This is a genomic window from Candidatus Thermokryptus mobilis (assembly GCF_900070205.1).
Classification (GTDB): Bacteria; Bacteroidota; Ignavibacteria; order Kryptoniales; family Kryptoniaceae; genus Kryptonium; species Kryptonium mobile.
This window is the reverse complement of record NZ_FAOO01000016.1, coordinates 12071-30308: the sequence shown is the minus strand read 5'-3', so window position 1 is coordinate 30308 and position 18238 is coordinate 12071. Positions and strand designations below refer to the sequence as shown.

Below are 18238 nucleotides of genomic sequence, written 5' to 3'. Positions count from 1 at the left end.
ACAAAAAAACTTCTAAAATGAAATATACTGTAGAAGTTGAAGACCTGACAACTGGTTCAAGTTTAGGAAACCTCCTTTTATTTGCACGCTTTGACAAAGAGACGAACCTTGATGGGTTATGGCATTCAATGGATAATAAATTTTACTGCGGTAGGTGGGAGATCAACTTTTTTATCGCTGGTGAAAAATTAAAACCGGTTGAAACAACCTTTGAACCGTTGACACAAGCAACAAAATATATTAATTCCTCCAGCGATGTAACTGCTTTTAAAAAGTCGTTTCTCCCTTTCGTTAGGATTGAAAATCTTGAAGCTATGATGGAAAAGCTTCGGAATTTGTTTTATGTTATTTCGCTTGAGAACAGAACCGATGAAGAGGTTGAGATTAAGATTTCGCACAGTATAATTTTGCCTGCTGTAGGTTCACCATATTTTACGAAGCAACCGCCAGACGAAGAAAAGATCAAGAGGTTTAATCTTGAAGTTTCCGAGGGTATTTTGAGATTTGAACCGATTGATTTAAACGAGGGTGAGAGGAAAATCAAATCAAATTTTGTTTTTGACGGACTTAATTTTGATGGGAGAAAGTTAAAATGCATTCAAAGTGTAAAGGTCAATCCTAGCGAGACGAAAGATGTTCTGTTGACTTTTTCAATTGGGGGATTTGAAATCGGGGAAATTAGAAAGTTTTACGATGAGATTTTTAAGTTTTCGCTTTCCGAGATGGAGAAAATCCTTAAAATTGCTTCAATTTTTACGCCTAATAAAACGATAAATAATGGTGTCAAATGGGCAAAGGTCAATATGTGCAGGGTTGAGCATCTTTATAAAACTGGCTTTGCATTTACAAATGACCCACCCCAAGACATTGTTGTGATGCGGGATTTAGCCTGGTTCATTCTTGGTTCGGATTATGTAACGCCGAAGTTCTCACACGAGCTCGTTAACTTCGCATTAAAATACAGCATTCATCCAGACGGCAAGGTCACTGAATATGTCCATGCAAACGAATTAAATCCAAAACTTTACGATTATAACTTAAATATAAATGACGACACACCGCTTTTGATCTGGGCTGTGTATCATCATGTTAATTTATGCCAGGAACACGATATTTTGAGTGAATATGAAATGTTAAAAAAGATAGCGGATTACATTTTGACCCAAGTGAAAGATGAACTCGTTTATTCGCGCACCGAAGGTCAGGGCGTATATGGAATTACGAGTTGGAGAAACATAATTGATGGATATGAACTCGGCGGATATGTTTCTGAGATAAATTCAGAATGTATCTTTTCGCTTGAGCTCATCTCAAAAATTGCGGATTTGATTTGCAATAAACCAGATGCTTTAAAGTATAAAAACGAAGCCGAGCGTTTGAGAGACGCTTTTATGAAAAAATTAATTTCTGAAGTCACGAATTTACCTTTGCTTAACATTGATTCAAAAGGTGTGAAACATCACGATATAACTGGAGATTTAGTGTTTCCGTTGTTGTTTCGTGTCGTTGATGAAAAGAAGGCAAAGATGATAGCGCAGAGGTTGATCCAGCATGACCTTTGGACGGAATTTGGCGTTAGAACTGTTAGCTCTACCGAGAGAAATTATGACCCTGATGCATCATATCATCTCCTCGGTGGGATTTGGCCAAATTTAACTGCTTGGGTCGGTTATGCCGTTAGGAAATTTTATCCTGAAAAAGTTGCTGAAGCTATGATTAACATATTTAAGTTAATAGAGTCGCAAAAACCCGCAAAGTATCAAAACCTTGTCCCGGGTCAGTTCCCAGAGAGATTACATGGTGAGGACGGGTCAAGTAAGGGGATGACTTTAAGCCCGTGGATGCCACCAACTTATATCTGGCTTGCTGTTGAAGGTTTGCTCGGGTTTTCCTTTGAATTTGATAAGGTTAAGTTTGAACCATCCCTACCACCGAACTGGAAATGGATCGCAATTGAGAATTTAAATTTCAAGGGTCGTTTGATAGATGCCTTTATGTTTGAAGGTAAACTTTATATCTCTGGCATTGATGATGTTTTGTATGAGGGAGAAGTCATTAAGGTTGAAAAATTGCCTTTAGATGCACAATTGATTGGGGATGGCGATGCTTTTATCTTTGCTTTTGAAGTGTTAGGCAATGGTTCAAAGTATGTTTTTATTGCAACAGACGAGGGTTTTATCGGAGAAATTTTGATTGAAGACAGAAAAATTGAAGTTGATTTAAAAAGGGGGGAGGGAAAGATTTTAAAAATTTAAATCTCCCCAATGGCGATGATCTCAATAAATTGGGTTAATATCAGCCAAGGTCTCATCTCTAACTTTAATTTTTTATCGTTTTCCATATTCAACTCAGCAAGACCAAACATTCTACACAGAACCCTTTAATGTCAACTTCGCTTTAAAGGACTTTGAGTAAAAATAAAATGGGAGAATCCGAACCCTCCAGCACTTGAAATTTATCTATGTTCGTATTAATTTAAATTTACCTATTTGAAAATAAAATTTTGAGGTGAAAAGATGAGATTTTTTAAGAACCTTCTTTTGTTTTCATTTGTCTTGATTTTCGTTTTTTCAGGTTGCACAACTTATCAAGCAACCAAGCCATCTTACCTTGCCTATCTTGACACCGTAAAGGCGGGTCAATTTGACACAGGAAAGATGTGGACATTTGATTATCCTCCGATTGATTATTTTGCAAAGACGTACGGTTTTACGCCGACTTCCGATTGGTTTGAAAAGGCACGGCTTTCGGCTTTGCGTCTTCCAAATTGCTCTGCTTCGTTTGTCTCTGAAGATGGTCTTGTTATGACGAATCATCACTGTGCAAGGGGAGCTCTTGTTGCTGTAAATCGTGAGGGTGAGAATTTACCAGAAACGGGGTTTTATGCAAAAACACTTGAGGAGGAAAGAAAAGTCCCAAATCTTTATGTTGACCAACTTGTTTTAATTGAAGATGTGACAGAGGAAGTTCAGAAGGCGTTTGAGGTGGGAAAAACGGATGAGGAAAGGGTTTCAAACCGAGATAAGAAAATAAGGGAGATTCAGGAAAGGTATTATAAGAAATTTAAGGAGACGAATCCAAAGGATTCTATGGTTTTCAGCGTTGTGACTTTTTATAACGGTGGGAAGTATTCGCTTTATGGTTATAAAAGATATACCGATGTGCGTCTTGTTTATGCGCCCGAGACAATAGTTGCTTACTTTGGCGGTGACCCCGATAATTTCACATATCCAAGATATGACCTTGATGTTGCGTTTTTCAGAGTTTATGAGGATGGGAAACCCGTTAAAACAAAGTATTACTTCCCATTCAGTAAGACAGAGATAAAAGAAGGTGACCCTGTTTTCGTAATCGGTAATCCCGGGAGGACAAACCGACTTTTAACCGTTGCCCAACTTGAATTTTTCAGGGATTATAGCTACCCCTATACACTCTCGCTTCTTGATAACCTTGTCAAAATTTATTCGGAATTTCTCGCGAAGTATCCCGAGAAGAAATTGAAATATCAGACACGGTTATTTAGTTTTTCAAACTCTCAAAAGGCATATACTGGGCGACTTGCTGGTTTGAGAGACCCATATCTTATGGCGAGAAAGCGTGATTTTGAAGCAAAGTTCAAAAATTCCGTACTTGGAAATCCCGAATTGAAAGCAAAGTATGGAAACCTTTGGGATGAAATAGCCAAGTATCAAGTTGAAAAGGCGAAATTGTTCTATGAGCTTCAAGCGTATAATTTCGCAGGGACTGGAAGAAGCGTTTATTTCAGGATTGCCAATGACCTTGTTGAGTACGCGGAGCAAATGAAACTTCCCGAGGAAAAGAGAGCAGAAAATTACAAGGGTGAAAGGTTAAAGGCGACAAAGGCGAGAATTTATCCATCCGAGATTGAGCCAGAACTTGAAAAGATGACGCTAGCTTATCAATTAAGTTTTATGAAGTCGGTTTTCGTTGATAAAAATTCTGCGTTCAATGAACTTTTGCGAGGGAGGTCTCCTGAAGAAGCGGTTAATTATTTGCTTTCAACGACGATTTTAACGGATAAGGAAAAGGTTATGAACCTTGTTGAGGGTGATCCGAATGCGATTTTGAATTCAAACGACCCGTTCATTTCATTCGTCGTTAAGACAAGAGCAAGGGCGAACGAGGTGCGCAAAAAATATAATCAAATCACAGCAAAGGAATCAGCAAAGCTTCAACTTCTTGGAAGGGCGATTTTTGATGTCTATGGCACCTCAATACCACCGGATGCGACATTTACATTAAGGATTGCAGATGGTGTCGTTAAAAGTTATGAGTATAACGGGACAATTGCGCCACCGATAACGACATTCTACGGACTTTTTGATAGGCATTATTCATTTAAAGATACAGAAAGAAGGGATTGGGATTTGCCCGAGAGATGGAAGAATTTACCAGCGACATTTGACCTTAGCACTCCGCTTAATTTCGTTGCTACAAATGATATAATCGGCGGAAATTCCGGAAGCCCTGTTGTTAACAAGGACCTTGAAGTTGTTGGATTGATTTTTGATGGCAACATTGAAAGCTTACCTGGTGATTTCATCTATGTTGATGAAAAGAACCGAGCTGTTGCAGTCCACTTTAAAGGTATAGTTGAAGCTTTAAGGCATGTTTACAATGCTGATCGGATAGTTGATGAGATTGAAGCTGGAAGGATAGTGAAATGAAAATTAGCTTGGGGGCTCGGCGCTCTGTTTATGTTGAGCGTGCGAGCCCCTCTTAATTTAAAAAAGAAAAAAAGAAGGAATGCTTTTGAAGAAAAAAATCCCAATTCACACGCAGATAATCATCGCTCTTATACTCGGAGCTATATTCGGTGTGATTTTTAGCGTTGATGCGCATAAGTTGAAGGTAACAACGAAGAGCTCAAAGGGGGAAGAGAAAGCGATCGTTGAGAGATGGGAAAAGGCGGAATTTATTTTATCGGGGGTTAAAAAAGAATTTTCAAGTGACGATCAGGCAAAAATAATTAAGTTTTTCCGCGACCTTTCACCTTCTGACAAGGCGAAGGTCGTTTTGATTTTTTACAAAAGGATGGATTCGGGGGATTTTAAAGAGACGCAGGTTATAAAATTTGAAAATATCGTTGAGATACAAAAAGTCAAGACGATCGCAACGGAGATAAAACCTATAGGGACAATTTTTGTTCGTCTGTTAAGCTTTCTTGCTATCCCACTTGTGATAGCGTCTTTAATTGTTGGAGCAGCGAGCTTGGGAGATATACGAAAAGTGGGGCGAATCGGTGGGAAGACGATTGCTTATTACATTATAACGACATCTATTGCTATAACGATAGGTCTTATCTGTGCAAATTTTATTCAGCCGGGGAATAAAATTTCACCTGTAATAAGGGACAGGATGGCATCCGAATATCAAGCGGATATAAGTGAGAAGATACAGCAAGAACTTGGTGTTGATGTAGTTGATTTTTTTGTTAATATCGTTCCTACGAATCCTATAAACGCTATGGCTAACGGGAACATGCTTCAAATCGTTTTCTTTGCGGTTATATTCGGCATAACTTTGACCATGATTGATAAAAATAAGTCCGATGTTGTCATCAAGTTTCTTGATGGTGTCAGCGATACAATGATAAAGATGGTTGACCTTGTTATGAAGATTGCGCCTTATGGTGTTTTTGCTTTGATTTCTGCAACAGTTGCCGATTTTGGCTTTGGGATTCTTTCTACTTTGCTTTGGTATATAATCACGGTTTTGGTTGGTTTGCTGATTCATTTATTTGGCGTGTATTCGCTTTCTGTTAGATTTCTCGGTAAGATGAATCCGTTGAAATTTTACAAGGGTATGAGAGAGGCGCAGATAATTGCTTTCAGCACGAGTTCAAGCGCAGCGACCTTGCCTGTGAACTTTGAATGCACTGAAAGAAATCTCGGTGTTCCGAAGCAGATAACAAGTTTTGTTTTACCGCTTGGAGCTACAATAAATATGGATGGAACAGCCCTGTATCAAGGGGTTGCGTCTGTTTTCATAGCTCAAGTTTACGGTTTTAATCTTGATATAACACAACAACTTACAATTGTTCTCACTGCTGTGCTTGCTTCAATTGGGACTGCTCCAGTCCCCGGAGTTGGGATAATTATGCTCGTTATGATTTTAAAGGCAATCCATATCCCTGCTGAAGGGATTGCTTTAATCCTCGGTGTGGATAGAATTCTTGATATGTGCCGAACGGTTGTAAATATAACTGGTGATGCAAGTGCGGCTGTTTTCGTTGCAAGGAGTGAGGGCTTGATGAAAAACTCTTCTTCAAGTTAAGCGATGAAAATGAAGTTTTCTGTTTTAGTTTTAATCCTTTTGTTTTATGTTGAATCGTCCGTTTTCCGTTACAATGTTGCTCATACAGGAAACTATACGGGCGAGAAATTGCCGAAACTTGAAAAAATAAAATGGCGCTTTGAAACTGGTGGAACGATATATTCCTCACCAGCTGTGGTGAATAACACCGTTTATTTTGGTTCAAACGATGGCTTTTTCTACGCTCTTGATTTCAAGACCGGAAAACTCAAATGGAAATTTAAAACGAACAACACGATTGAAACATCACCAGCGTATTTTGACGGTAAAATTTATTTCGGTTCAAATGATCATTATTTTTATTCACTTGACGCCAAAACTGGGAAAGTTATCTGGAAGTTCAAAGTTGAGGGTTGGCTTATGAGCTCTCCAATATTAGTGGATGGCATTGTTTATTTTGGTTCTGGTGAGGGAGTTCTTTATGCGCTTGATGCAAAGAGTGGGACCTTGATTTGGAAATTTAAGGCAGGGAAAGCGATATATTCTTCACCTGCTTATTTTAATGGGAAAATTTATTTTGGATCGCTTGATAAAAGTTTTTATTCCATTGATTCAAAGACAGGCAAAGTAATTTGGGTCATTTCAACTAATGGGATGATAACAAGTTCGCCTGTTATTTCGCGCGGGATGGTTCTATTTGGCTCGCACGATGGCAAACTTTACGCAGTTGACGCTCAAACGGGAGTTATCAAATGGACATTTCAAACGCGTGGTCAAATAACCCAAACACCAGCGGTTGATGACAAAGCGGTTTATTTCAGTTCCGCTGACGGTGCTTTTTACATCGTTTCTCTAAATGGAAAACTCATCTGGAAGTTCGCTCTTAATGAGGTTTCAATATGGAGTCCACCGATTGTCGCTGGTGATTTTATTTATGTTGGGGTTAATACCGCGACTTATTCTGGAATCTATAGGCTAAATAGAAGAACAGGGAAGATGGATGTTGCGTTTGATATGTGGCATCGTATCTTTTCTTCGCCGATAATTGTTGACGGTATTTTACTTATAGGCTCAAAGGATAATTTTCTGTATGCGATTGAATGATTTAAAAATTAATTTTTTCCTGTGATGATATCTCTTTTGGCAGGGACATTTCTTGGTTTGCTTATTTCAATTCCTATTGGACCGATAAATTTGACCGTTTTAACGAAAGGGATGAGAGACGGTTTTAAGCCAGCTTTTTGGACAGGTGTTGGTTCAGCGACGATGGAGTTTATCTATTGCCTTCTTGCTATGTTCGGTATGGGTGCCATTGTTGAACATTCCCTTGGTAATTTGCTTGTCCAAATTGTCGCCTTTGCGATACTTGTTTATTTTGGGTTCAGAAATTTGATCGTCCATCCTAGGAAAATTCACAATGGAGAGACAATGCTTAACAACGGGAATGGGAAGGCTAACTTTATAAAGAAGTATCATATTCAGGGCTCGTTCCTTGTTGGGATGGTTTTGTATGCTTTAAATCCGACCTTCCTCATATTTTGGATAACTGTTGCTGGAATTGTCAAGTCAACGAGTTTAATTTCAAACTCGTTTGATAATTTGTTCTTTGCTCTTGGTGTTGGGCTCGGTGTTGTCCTTTGGTTTTATCTTCTACTTAAGTTTATTCACAACTTCGTTGAGTTCAGAGTCAGAACCATCGCTATCTTTCACCGAATCTCAGGGGTGATCATTTTGTTTTTCGCCTCATATCTTGCCTATGAAGTTTTGAGAAAATTAATTTAAAATTTTATGCTATATTGCACCTCGTTTGAGACAAACATCGGCATAATTTACATTGCTTCGTCTGAAAAGGGAGTTTGCAAAATCTCGCTCACGCTTAATTCTTCAGTGGAATTTAAATCATGGATAAAGAAGCACTTTTCGGAGTTTGAGGTGGTTGAAAGTAAAAAAGAAAATAAAGAGGCGATAGAGCAGATACGGCTTTATCTTGCGAGGAGGTTGAAAAAGTTTGATGTTCCAATTGATTTGATCGGAACGGATTTTCAAAAGTTCGTTTGGGGTGAGACGATGAAAATCCCATACGGGGAGACGATAACTTATTCAGAGCTTGCGAAAAGAATTCACAATCCAAAAGCATATCGTGCGGTTGGGAACGCACTTGGTGCAAATCCATTACCTATAATTGTGCCCTGTCATAGGGTGATCGCCTCTGATGGTTCACTTGGTGGTTATAGTGGTGGGATCAAAATAAAGGAATTTTTGCTCGGTCTTGAAGGCGCGAAAAGTGTTTGAGATTTTTGCTCTTCTCGCAACGGTTTTAAATGCGCAGGTTAAAATTGTTGATTCAAATGGCTTAAACTTTAAGACATTGACCGCAAGCTTTTATGAGCCGAGAATTGGGTTGATGAAATACTTTGACAGAAACAGCTTGAAGGTTGATATTGGAAATTCGCTTGATGTTTTTCAATTTCGCCTTGGTTCTTATAGCTGCACAATCGGTGTTGATTTCTTTGCGTATACACTCGTGAATAATCACGGGTTTTTGATCTTGCGAGTTGAAGCGATTGATGGCTTCTTCGGTGGGAATGTGAGCTTTAAAAGCGATAATTTTTCTACACGGCTTAGAGTCCTTCACAGAAGCTCACATCTTGTTGATGAATATGATGAAATAAGCGCAACGCCATTTCCGTTTACAATGGAGTTTTTTGATTTAATTTTTGCCTTTGAGAGACAAAACATCAGATTTTATAGTGGTTTAAGCTTTATATTCAGGCACAAACCAGCGAATATAGATGAATTTTGCATTCAGTTCGGGTTTGAGTTTTTCAAAGAGATTTCCTCACATTCGTTAGCTTTTGAATCACCGCTTTTTTTCATCTTTTCTTCAGATTTTAAATTTTTTAGTTCACGGGGCTTAAATTTGACAAGCGGTGTTAAATTTGGTCGGTGGAATTCAAGAGGAATATTTCTTTACCTTGTTTATTACAATGGTTTTGATATTTATGGGCAATACTTTAATTTAAAAAGAGAATTTGGCGGTTTTGGTTTATCTTTTGATTTTTAAAAAATTTTGTGGCATGGATGCGTCTTCCAGAGGATAAAATAGAAGAGATAAGGAATTCAGTTGACATCATTGATTACATTAATCAATTTGTCCCGTTGAAAAGGGTTGGGAAAAATTATGTCGGTTTGTGTCCTTTTCATACCGAAAAGACACCTTCTTTCACAGTTAGTCCTGATAAGCAACTTTATCATTGTTTTGGTTGCGGTGCCAGTGGAAATCTTTTTAATTTCGTTATGCAATATGAGAAGGTGTCTTTCATTGAAGCGGTTAGGAAGGTAGCTGAATATGCGGGGATTGAACTTCCCAAACCAGGGGACACACAGCGATGGATTGAGACGGAATACGAAGAGCTTTATGAGGCAAATCGTTTTGGGGCTTCTTTCTTTTACAGGAATTTAACTAAAAGTGCTGAAGGGAGAAGAGCGCTTGAGTATCTTTACAGGCGCGGTATAAACGATGCTTCAATAAAGGTTTTCGGGCTTGGCTATGCTCCCGACCGGTGGGATGCGCTTGTGCAATACGCGATAAAGCAGAATTTCCCACTTGATTCACTTGAAAAAGCAGGTCTAATCGTTAAAAGAGAGGACGGGGCTTATTATGATAGATTTAGGGACAGGGTGATTTTCCCGATTTTTTCAATTTCAGGCAGAGTGGTCGCATTTGGTGGTAGAAGATTAAAAGATGATGAAGATGTACCAAAGTATATAAACTCGCCAGAGACGAAAGTTTATTCAAAGAGTAAAGTTTTATACGGGCTATATCAAGCAAGAGATGAGATAAGAAGGAGAGGTTATGCTATTTTAGTTGAAGGTTATATGGACTGCATCTCCCTTTTTCAAGCTGGGATTGAAAATGTCGTCGCATCAAGTGGGACAGCTCTAACAGATGAACAGATAAGGTTGCTCTCAAATTATACGAACACGATTTATTTCATCTATGATGCTGACTCTGCAGGGGCAAAGGCGATGTTAAGGGGGGTTGATATTATACTCGCACAAGGACTTGATGTTTATATTGTCAAGTTGCCCGAGGGGGAAGACCCTGATTCTTTCATAAGGAAAAATTCAGTGGATAAATTTTACTCCTTGATTGAGAACGCTGTTAATTTCATTGAGTTTAAAGCGCAGACATATCAACAGCTCGGTAAGTTTGACGATCCGAATGTGAAGGCAAAGGCGATACGCTCCCTTGTTGAGTCAATATCAAAAATCCCAGATCAATTGAAGCGTAGTGTTTTCATAAAAGAAGTTTCATCAAAGTATAAATTACCTGAAAAAGTCCTTTCGCTTGAACTTGAAAATGTGATATTGAAATCCAAGAGAAAAGAAGACAATCAGATTGATTGGGCTTCAAGTCAAACTTCAAAATTTAAGTCAATCCCTGCTGAGGAAAGAGACCTTGTGAAAATTTTGTTTGAAGCGGATGATTCGGTTTTAAAATTTGTCTTTAATTACATTAAACAAGCTGATATTGAAAGTGAATTTGTTAAGTTGATCTATCAAGCAGTTTATCAATCTTTTAGCGAGGGGAAAAAATTGAACATTCACGAGTTCTTACAAAGTGTGAGCGATGATGATTTCAGAAGTTTTGTGACGAGCATAGTTTTGGGGAAATATGAGGTTAGCAAGTTCTGGGCGAAGAGATTTGGACGGGAGGGTGAATATGAGGAGATATGGAAGGCGGTTGATGATGTTTTGACGAGATTTTACATGAAGAAGATTTCAAGGATTGAGGAGGAGCTATCTCAAGGTATAAAGGAGGCGGAGGCGAAAGGCGATGATGAGAAGCTTTCTGAACTTTTAGCGAAGAAAAGTGAAATTAATCGGCGTAAGAATGTATTTGTAAACAAAGGGTTTTCGGAAATCATTAGGAAATATCTGAAATCATTAAATCAGGTGTGAAGATGGTGATAATAAAAGAAAATAAATGTGACTTTTGCGGTTGTTGCGTTGGCGTTTGTCCTGAAAATTGCATTGAATTATATGAGGCGAGGATAGAAATAATTCACGAGTTGTGCACAAATTGTGGTAAGTGCGTTTGGGCTTGTCCTTTTGAAGTCCTTGAACTTCAACTGCCACAAAAGAAAGTGAAGGAGTAAAAAGATAGATGACATTTGGTAAAAATTTCCCAAGCGATGATTATTATGATATAATTGTAGTTGGCGCTGGGCCATCGGGGACAACAGCAGCGAGATTTTCAGCATTGATGGGAGCGAAAGTTCTTGTCCTTGAGAAAGACCGAGATGTCGGTTATCCTGTAAGGTGTGGTGAAGCTGTGAGCCACGAAGGTCTGGTTCAATTTATACAGCCCGATCCGAGGTGGATTGCGAGCACTGTTAGATATTTTAAACTTGTTGCACCAAATGGGAATGTTGTAAAGCCTAACATTGAGGGACACGGCTATATACTTGAGAGAAGAATTTTTGATTATGAGTTAGCTAAAATTGCGGTTGAATGTGGCGCTGAGGTTGTGACGAAAGCATATGTAAACGGTTTGATTTTAAATGATGGAAAGGTTGAAGGGGTGAAAGTTTTATTGAATAATTCAGAGCAGGTTGAGATAAGGGCAAAGATAGTCATCGGTGCCGATGGGGTTGAATCAAGAGTTGGAAGATGGGCTGGGCTTGATACGACTTGTAAACTTCAAGATATGGAGTCAGCTGCGCAGATGACATTGACAAACATTGAGGTTGAACCGGACACATGTTATTTTTACTTTGGCAATGAAATCGCACCAGGTGGTTATCTTTGGGTTTTCCCGAAAGGAAAAAATACAGCAAATGTCGGCATTGGCATTGCGGGAATTTACGGAAGGCAAAGGCATGCTTTGAGTTATCTTGAAGAGTTCGTTGAAAAGCATTTTCCCAAAGCTTCAATTTTGACCGTAATAGCTGGGGGCGTTCCATGTGCTAAGACAGCTGAAAAAATCGTCACGGCTGGACTTATGCTTGTTGGTGACGCTGCTCATCAAGTAAATCCTGTATCAGGAGGTGGAATCATAAGCGGGATGATAGGTGGTAAGTTAGCCGGACAAATAGCAGGACAAGCGATAAGGGAAAAAAATCTTAATTTGATTTTCAAGTATCAGGATGAATGGCGCAAGGTGCTTGGTCAAAGGCACGAGAGATATTACAAGATCAAGCAGTTTATTTATAGGTTTTCCGATGAGAAGCTTAACGAGATAGCTGATGAGCTTGCCAAGGTTCCATATGAAAAGTTGACTTTAAAGACGCTTTTCATGACAGCTGTCAAAGCACAGCCATCACTTTTGATAGAGGTTGCAAAGCTTTTCTTTTGAAATGAAGAAGGGGCGGTCAAATGACCGCCCCATAAAATTTTATGCGGTTGTTGGCTTTAACTTTAACACCTTGCTTAGCATATATCCAACGGTGATCAATCCAGCCACGAACACCACAGCAAAGACAAGTAAAACTGAAATTTGTATTTGAACATCAAATTGTTCAGGTTTGAAGTAGTTTTGAAGGTAAGCATTTCTTAAAATATCCCGCATGATTGACATCCCAGCAATAGTAAGGAAGAGCGAGACGATTCCACCGATAGCGAGAGGTTTTGGATTTAGTGCGTTGAAGGAGAGAAGTATTAAAATCAAGCTTAAAAGCGATAGCAAGACGGATACTCCGAAGATGATTGTTGCGAGCGAATTTTCACCCATGAAAAGAAGCAAAAATTCTTTTTTCAAACTTAACAAGAACCATATCCCAACCGCGTATTGAACGATGGTTCCGATGACGAACCACAAACCACCATATTTTATAGCCCATCTACCATATTTCTCATCTTTGTTTATCTTGCCGAGTCCATAGATTAACACAAGCAGACCAGCAACGGAGATTGAAGCAACGAAGAAGTGCAAATATCTCGGAATGACAGTTGGGTCATCAAAGTTTAAGTTTGTCCCGTGTGGATTAGTGAAATACTTTTGAGCCCACTTTTCAGGGGTGAGCATCAAGACGAGATTGTTCGTATAGATTAGACCGATCACGGCGAAAAGAACAGCGCTTCCGAGAACGATCCAAGCTCTTATACCTGACAATTTTTCAAAGTTAAACTGGTAGATGTAATATCCGTAGTATCCAATTATCAAAAGCAATATGACAGAAAGCCAAGGCCAAGCCATAATGATTGAGGAGGTGTAGAAGTATTGACCATACAAAACCTGCACGAACAGTAGCGGTGCTATTCCAAGGGTTATCGTAAACGCAGTTGCAATTGGTAACATCTTTGAGAGCGAAGCTGAAAGATTTGTATAAAATTGGTTGCTCTTTTTTCTACCGATGAGGTCTGTGATTCCGGCTATAAATCCACCACCAAGGGCGAAGTTCATAGCGATTATGTGTAATATAAATGTTAAGACAAGCAAGAATTTCAAAAGCCAGTATGGTGCTGGCAATGGGATCGGATCAGGTTCAGGTAAAATGATTTGCTCGTTCATTTTTTTAAACCTTTTTTGTTTTACTTATTCAAATTATAAAGCCACTTTGCAAGGGCTTTCCTTTCCTGTTCGGTGCCGTAAAACGGAGGCATAAAACCTTTGAGCATATCAAGATGTTGGAGTTGAAAATCAATGTATGTCTCGCTCCAACCGTTGACGAGTTTCTTTATCCCATTATAACCATCAATTGTGTGACAACTTTGACATTGAACCTTAAAGATTTCTTCACCAGCTTTGAGCTTGTTTTCATCGTTGATTTCTTTAACGCTCACCCATTTTGCAACATTTAAAGTCCCAAGTGAGTTAATTTTATCTGCTGATTCTTTTAAAATTGAGTTTGAGTACATATACTCGTAAATGATATAAGGTTTTCTCACTGCTTCCCTGACCCATTCAGTTACAGCCGTAACCATGAATCCAATTACGAGAAGACCGAGGGCAAAAGCAAAAGAAGTTTGCCTTGGTGTTTTAATTGGACCAAGCCATGCAAACAATGCGATTATGAGGGAAAAAACAACGCTTAAAGCAGCAAATACCGTTACAGCGGGAGCTCCGCCCATTGAGATTTCACGTGCAAGCGGTGGGATTATTGAAATATACCAAATGCCAGCGACAGGTATTAAAATAAACGCTGGGACAAGCCATTTACCAGAATATTGAACGAGTTCGGCTCTTAGGTCTTCATCCTTTAATCTGGTTGCTGTTATCAGGGAGTAAAGACCTGCAAGAGCTAATGCAACGCCAGTTCTTATGAAAAGAGACGGGAAATAGGACGGGTTGAAAAAGCCAAGCCAGAATTTCTTTGACGGCTCTGTGAACGGAATTTCGGTCCAGCTTCCGGTTGTCAACATAAATGTTAAGATACCGTTGATAATCACCAAGCTCAAATATGCCCCGGCAAAATAAATCCATCCGATTATGTTATGAGTTTTCGGGTCAAGTTTGTCCCATGTTGCATAATAAATTAAGATAGCTGAAATTTCAACGATGAAGAAGACCCATTCAATCGCCCAGCCGAAGACATAGCTATGGATTAAGGTAGATGTCGCGCTTGGATGAACAAGTCCAATCGTGAACCAAATGCCAACGCCTGAAACTGCCCCCAGGACAACCGTTAAAAGTAGAAAGAATCTTGAATGTTTTTTCAAGAAATCAAGCAACGCTTTGTTGTTTTCCTTAATAGCTTTTCTTTCAGTTAATGCAAGGTAGATTCCGCCTCCAACGGCAAAGTGTGAGATGAAAACGTGGATGATTGCAACAAATCCGATTAAAAGTCCTCCTCCAATTAGTGGGATGTCCCAGACAGGGTAGTTCATAGATGTTCTCCTGAACTTTGTTTTAATTCGCAAATAATTTAACTTGTGGGGGTCTTAAAAGTCAAGTTAAAATTTTTTAATTTTCATATGTGGTTTCCAAGAGAAATTCTTTTCGGAATTCCAACTGAAAGCATTCGGACGTTTCAACTTGACATTTAAAATGAATTTTTTTATTATATACTTGAAAACATATAAACTTAAAATCAGGAGTTGGTCATGAAGAAATTAACACCGACGGACATCAAGGTGATGCTCTTGAAGAAGGGGATAAAACAGAAAGACCTTGCTGAGGCGCTCGGCGTCACCGAGTCGTATGTTTCGCAAATAATCAAAGGTAAAAGGGTTGCTAAAAAATATCGCGACAAGTTGCTTGAGATAGCGCAGAAAGGTTTACCGAAGAAGAAAAAGAAAAAATAAATCTTTCAGAGGCATAGCTTAAGTTGAAATGTCCAAGATTTATGACCTCGGCGTTGCTTGGGAATGGGAGTATGATTTTGACTTTGTTGAAATAATAGGGGAAAGATGTCGTGATAGGAATTTAAAGGTTTATTTCATAACCCCGGAAAATTTTACAGATGTTTATAACAAGGTTGAATTGGGGGAGCTAAGTTTTCTTGTTTATTTTGACAGGGTTTCAGATGTTGATGATAACTTTGTTGAATTGAATTTTTTGCTTGAAAAATCGGGTGCAAGGGTGATAAATAAATATGAGCATATGTTAAGAGCTTCCGATAAAGCAACGATGCATCTTGAATTGCTAAATTTAGGTGTTCACCTTCCTTATACCTTGATCATCCAACCTTACGATGAAAATCCATTGCTTGAAATTGATATAAACGCCCTTGAAATCATCGGTCGCCCTTTCATCATAAAACCGTCAACCGAAACCGGCGGTGGGACGGGCGTAAAAGTTGGAAACTCAATTGAGGATATATTTGAGGCAAGGAAGGAGTTTCCTTATGATAAATATCTTGTGCAAGAGCTGATCCATCCTGTTATGCTTGGTGATAAAAAGGGATGGTTTAGAATTTTTTATATTTTGGATGAGGTTTTGATGTGTTGGTGGGACAAAGATTTAAAGGTTTATCAGGAGGTTGAAGAAGATGAGATTGAGAAATATAACCTATGGGAGATTGAAGATCTGATGAGAAAAATTTATTCTGTTTGCAAACTTGACTTTTTCTCAAGCGAGATCGCCATTGTACATCGGGATGGGGAACGAAAATTTATCCCCGTTGATTATGTCAATGAGATGTGTGATATGAGGTTGAAGTCAAAGGCGTTTGACGGTGTTCCAGATGAGGTCGTGTTTAAAGTTGCAGATAAAATAGCTGAGTTCGTTGCGAGTTTAAAGTGAGTTTTTTAAATTAAATTCAAAGGACAAAGTAACTTTTAGGTGAATGTCATGCTGCGCAGTTTATATGTGAGAAATTATGCGTTGATTGATGAAATAGAGGTTGAGTTTGAGAGTGGTTTGAACATAATCACGGGTGAGACAGGCGCGGGGAAGTCAATTTTAATTGATGCGTTAGGATTGATACTTGGTGAAAGGGCAAGTAGCGAGGTTGTCCGTAAAGGGGCTGATAAGGCCGTGGTTGAGGGCGTTTTTTATATCGGAGGTAATAGAAAACTCAAAAAGATACTTGAGGAGAACGGAATTGAATTTTCAGATGATCTAATTTTAAGGAGAGAGGTTTCAGCAAAAGGACAAAGTAGATGTTTTGCAAACGATACCCCGATACCTCTTTCAGTTATGAAGGAAATCGGAAATCACCTTGTTGACCTTCACGGGCAACATGAGCATCAATCTTTGCTAAGAGTTGAAACGCATATAGAACTTCTTGATGACTTCGGCGGACTTATGGGAATGGTAGAGGAATTTAAGAGGGAACTTAACAAACTTGAAAATTACTATAAGGAAATTGATGATTTAAAACGAAGGGAAAGTTTGCTGAAGGAAAAGAGGGAACTTTACGAGTTTCAACTTCGCGAGATTGAAATGATAAATCCTCAAGCGGGGGAGATTGAAGAGCTTGAAGATGAGCTTAAACTTCTTGAGAACGCTGAAAAGCTCTATGAGGCGACATCTCGGCTTTACTCAATGCTTTATGGTTCTGAAACATCAATTCATGATCTTCTTGTCATCGTCAGAAATCAACTTGAGGATTTATCAACAATTGATAAAAGATTTCAACCGTATGTTGAAGATGCAAGGTCTGCTCAGGTGATAATTGATGAGATAACGAATTTCGTCCAGAGCTACAACTCAAAAATTGAGTTTAATCCCGAACGGCTTGAATACATACGCGAGAGATTACACGCACTTAACAGATTGAGCAAAAAATACGGTGGAACAGTTGAAAAGGTGATTGAATATAAAGATAAAATTAAACGGGAGCTTGAAATAGCTGAAAATTTTGAGGATGAAATCGCAAGGATTGAAAGAAGAATAGATGAGCAAATAAAGATTTGTTCTGAGATAGCGGAGAGATTATCCTCAAAAAGGAGAGAGGTTGCTGAAGGTGTAAGTGAGGCGATTGTTTCTGTACTTAAGGAACTTGGGATAGAGAACGCACAATTTGAGGTCAAAATTGAAAACAGACCCAAACGCTCTGGTAGGTGTTATGTTAAGCTTGGGGATGAAAGTTACGAGGTGACAAATCGCGGGATTGATTTTGTTGAGTTTTATATTTCAACTAACATCGGGGAGGACCCAAAACCACTTGTTAAGGTTGCATCGGGCGGTGAAATTTCAAGAATAATGCTTGCCTTGAAAAGTGTCCTTGCTAAATCCGAACGATTACCACTTCTTGTGTTTGATGAAATTGACACTGGTATAAGTGGAAGGATCGCTCAAAAGGTTGGTCAAAGTTTGAAAAATTTGTCAAAATATCATCAAATAATAGCAATAACTCATCTGCCTCAAATTGCGAGCTTTGCTGATACTCATTTCCTTGCTGAGAAAGTCATTCAAAACGGAAGAGCTGTGACCAGAATTAGAAAACTTGAAATTGAAGAGAGAATAAAAGAGATTGCAAAACTTATGAGCGGTGAAGAAGTAACGCAGGCATCAATTGAAAGTGCGAAGGAATTGATGGGATTAAAAGGGAAATCAAAATAAATTTTAACC

15 protein-coding genes are annotated in these 18238 nt (G+C 38.8%); 13 read left to right on the top strand and 2 right to left on the bottom strand.

The window, feature by feature from the left end:
* Nucleotides 1–17 precede the first annotated feature (17 nt).
* The 10 genes from FKZ43_RS09455 to FKZ43_RS09410 all read left to right on the top strand — a co-directional run bounded on the left by FKZ43_RS09455 (nt 18) and on the right by FKZ43_RS09410 (nt 12637).
* Nucleotides 18–2255 (top strand): amylo-alpha-1,6-glucosidase, encoded by a 2238-nt coding sequence (locus FKZ43_RS09455; RefSeq protein WP_140945647.1) that lies wholly within the window; start codon nt 18–20, stop codon nt 2253–2255.
* 261 nt (nt 2256–2516) lie between these two features.
* Nucleotides 2517–4688, top strand: coding sequence for a S46 family peptidase (locus FKZ43_RS09450; RefSeq protein ID WP_140945646.1), 2172 nt, complete (start codon nt 2517–2519; stop codon nt 4686–4688).
* A gap of 79 nt (nt 4689–4767) precedes the next feature.
* Nucleotides 4768–6297: a dicarboxylate/amino acid:cation symporter gene (locus FKZ43_RS09445; protein ID WP_140945645.1), complete on the top strand. Its 1530-nt coding sequence runs from the start codon at nt 4768–4770 to the stop codon at nt 6295–6297.
* 3 nt (nt 6298–6300) lie between these two features.
* Nucleotides 6301–7380 (top strand): beta-alanine-activating enzyme beta-propeller domain-containing protein, encoded by a 1080-nt coding sequence (locus FKZ43_RS09440; protein ID WP_140945644.1) that lies wholly within the window; start codon nt 6301–6303, stop codon nt 7378–7380.
* A gap of 24 nt (nt 7381–7404) precedes the next feature.
* Entirely contained in the window at nt 7405–8058 is a 654-nt protein-coding gene (locus FKZ43_RS09435) for a LysE family translocator (protein WP_140945643.1), read from the top strand.
* Nucleotides 8059–8064: 6 nt separating this feature from the next.
* Nucleotides 8065–8568, top strand: a complete 504-nt coding sequence (locus FKZ43_RS09430; RefSeq protein WP_140945642.1) for a methylated-DNA--[protein]-cysteine S-methyltransferase — start codon at nt 8065–8067, stop codon at nt 8566–8568.
* On the top strand, nt 8561–9340 hold the full coding sequence (locus FKZ43_RS09425) for a DUF1207 domain-containing protein (protein ID WP_140945641.1): 780 nt from the start codon (nt 8561–8563) through the stop codon (nt 9338–9340). The genes FKZ43_RS09430 and FKZ43_RS09425 overlap by 8 nt, the downstream gene beginning before the upstream one ends.
* 17 nt (nt 9341–9357) lie before the next feature.
* Nucleotides 9358–11241 carry a DNA primase gene (gene dnaG, locus FKZ43_RS09420; protein WP_140945640.1) on the top strand — a complete coding sequence of 628 codons (1884 nt, stop codon included), beginning with the start codon at nt 9358–9360 and terminating at the stop codon, nt 11239–11241.
* A 2-nt stretch (nt 11242–11243) separates the two neighbouring features.
* The gene (locus FKZ43_RS09415) at nt 11244–11438 is read left to right on the top strand and encodes a 4Fe-4S binding protein (protein ID WP_140945639.1); all 195 of its coding nucleotides are present in this window, start codon (nt 11244–11246) and stop codon (nt 11436–11438) included.
* Between the two features lie 8 nt (nt 11439–11446).
* Entirely contained in the window at nt 11447–12637 is a 1191-nt protein-coding gene (locus tag FKZ43_RS09410; protein ID WP_140945638.1) for a geranylgeranyl reductase family protein, read from the top strand.
* Nucleotides 12638–12676: 39 nt separating this feature from the next.
* On the opposite strand, the gene FKZ43_RS09405 is transcribed toward FKZ43_RS09410, so the two are convergent.
* A complete protein-coding gene (locus FKZ43_RS09405; RefSeq protein WP_140945637.1) occupies nt 12677–13792 on the bottom strand; it encodes a hypothetical protein in 1116 nt (371 codons plus the stop codon).
* A gap of 20 nt (nt 13793–13812) precedes the next feature.
* On the bottom strand, nt 13813–15108 hold the full coding sequence (locus tag FKZ43_RS09400; RefSeq protein ID WP_140945636.1) for a cytochrome ubiquinol oxidase subunit I: 1296 nt from the start codon (nt 15106–15108) through the stop codon (nt 13813–13815).
* Nucleotides 15109–15324: 216 nt separating this feature from the next.
* Here FKZ43_RS09400 and FKZ43_RS09395 point away from each other — a divergent pair, with 216 nt between their 5' ends.
* The 3 genes from FKZ43_RS09395 to recN are packed head-to-tail and all read left to right on the top strand — an operon-like array spanning nt 15325 to nt 18229.
* Entirely contained in the window at nt 15325–15525 is a 201-nt protein-coding gene (locus FKZ43_RS09395; RefSeq protein WP_140945635.1) for a helix-turn-helix transcriptional regulator, read from the top strand.
* A 28-nt stretch (nt 15526–15553) separates the two neighbouring features.
* Nucleotides 15554–16465, top strand: coding sequence for an ATP-grasp domain-containing protein (locus tag FKZ43_RS09390; protein WP_140945634.1), 912 nt, complete (start codon nt 15554–15556; stop codon nt 16463–16465).
* Between the two features lie 48 nt (nt 16466–16513).
* Complete coding sequence (gene recN / locus FKZ43_RS09385; RefSeq protein ID WP_140945633.1) at nt 16514–18229, top strand: DNA repair protein RecN; 1716 nt, start codon at nt 16514–16516, stop codon at nt 18227–18229.
* The last annotated feature ends 9 nt before the right edge of the window (nt 18230–18238 follow it).

Bases quoted from the DNA above. Each gene is read 5' to 3' on its own strand.
- FKZ43_RS09400 (WP_140945636.1), bottom strand. From the start codon at position 15,108: ATGAACTACCCTGTCTGGGACATCCCACTAATTGGAGGAGGACTTTTA.
- FKZ43_RS09445 (WP_140945645.1), top strand. From the start codon at position 4,768: ATGCTTTTGAAGAAAAAAATCCCAATTCACACGCAGATAATCATCGCT.
- FKZ43_RS09405 (WP_140945637.1), bottom strand. From the start codon at position 13,792: ATGAACGAGCAAATCATTTTACCTGAACCTGATCCGATCCCATTGCCA.
- FKZ43_RS09430 (WP_140945642.1), top strand. From the start codon at position 8,065: ATGCTATATTGCACCTCGTTTGAGACAAACATCGGCATAATTTACATT.
- FKZ43_RS09415 (WP_140945639.1), top strand. From the start codon at position 11,244: ATGGTGATAATAAAAGAAAATAAATGTGACTTTTGCGGTTGTTGCGTT.
- recN (WP_140945633.1), top strand. From the start codon at position 16,514: ATGCTGCGCAGTTTATATGTGAGAAATTATGCGTTGATTGATGAAATA.
- FKZ43_RS09410 (WP_140945638.1), top strand. From the start codon at position 11,447: ATGACATTTGGTAAAAATTTCCCAAGCGATGATTATTATGATATAATT.
- FKZ43_RS09390 (WP_140945634.1), top strand. From the start codon at position 15,554: ATGTCCAAGATTTATGACCTCGGCGTTGCTTGGGAATGGGAGTATGAT.
- FKZ43_RS09435 (WP_140945643.1), top strand. From the start codon at position 7,405: ATGATATCTCTTTTGGCAGGGACATTTCTTGGTTTGCTTATTTCAATT.
- dnaG (WP_140945640.1), top strand. From the start codon at position 9,358: ATGCGTCTTCCAGAGGATAAAATAGAAGAGATAAGGAATTCAGTTGAC.
- FKZ43_RS09455 (WP_140945647.1), top strand. From the start codon at position 18: ATGAAATATACTGTAGAAGTTGAAGACCTGACAACTGGTTCAAGTTTA.
- FKZ43_RS09440 (WP_140945644.1), top strand. From the start codon at position 6,301: ATGAAAATGAAGTTTTCTGTTTTAGTTTTAATCCTTTTGTTTTATGTT.
- FKZ43_RS09450 (WP_140945646.1), top strand. From the start codon at position 2,517: ATGAGATTTTTTAAGAACCTTCTTTTGTTTTCATTTGTCTTGATTTTC.
- FKZ43_RS09395 (WP_140945635.1), top strand. From the start codon at position 15,325: ATGAAGAAATTAACACCGACGGACATCAAGGTGATGCTCTTGAAGAAG.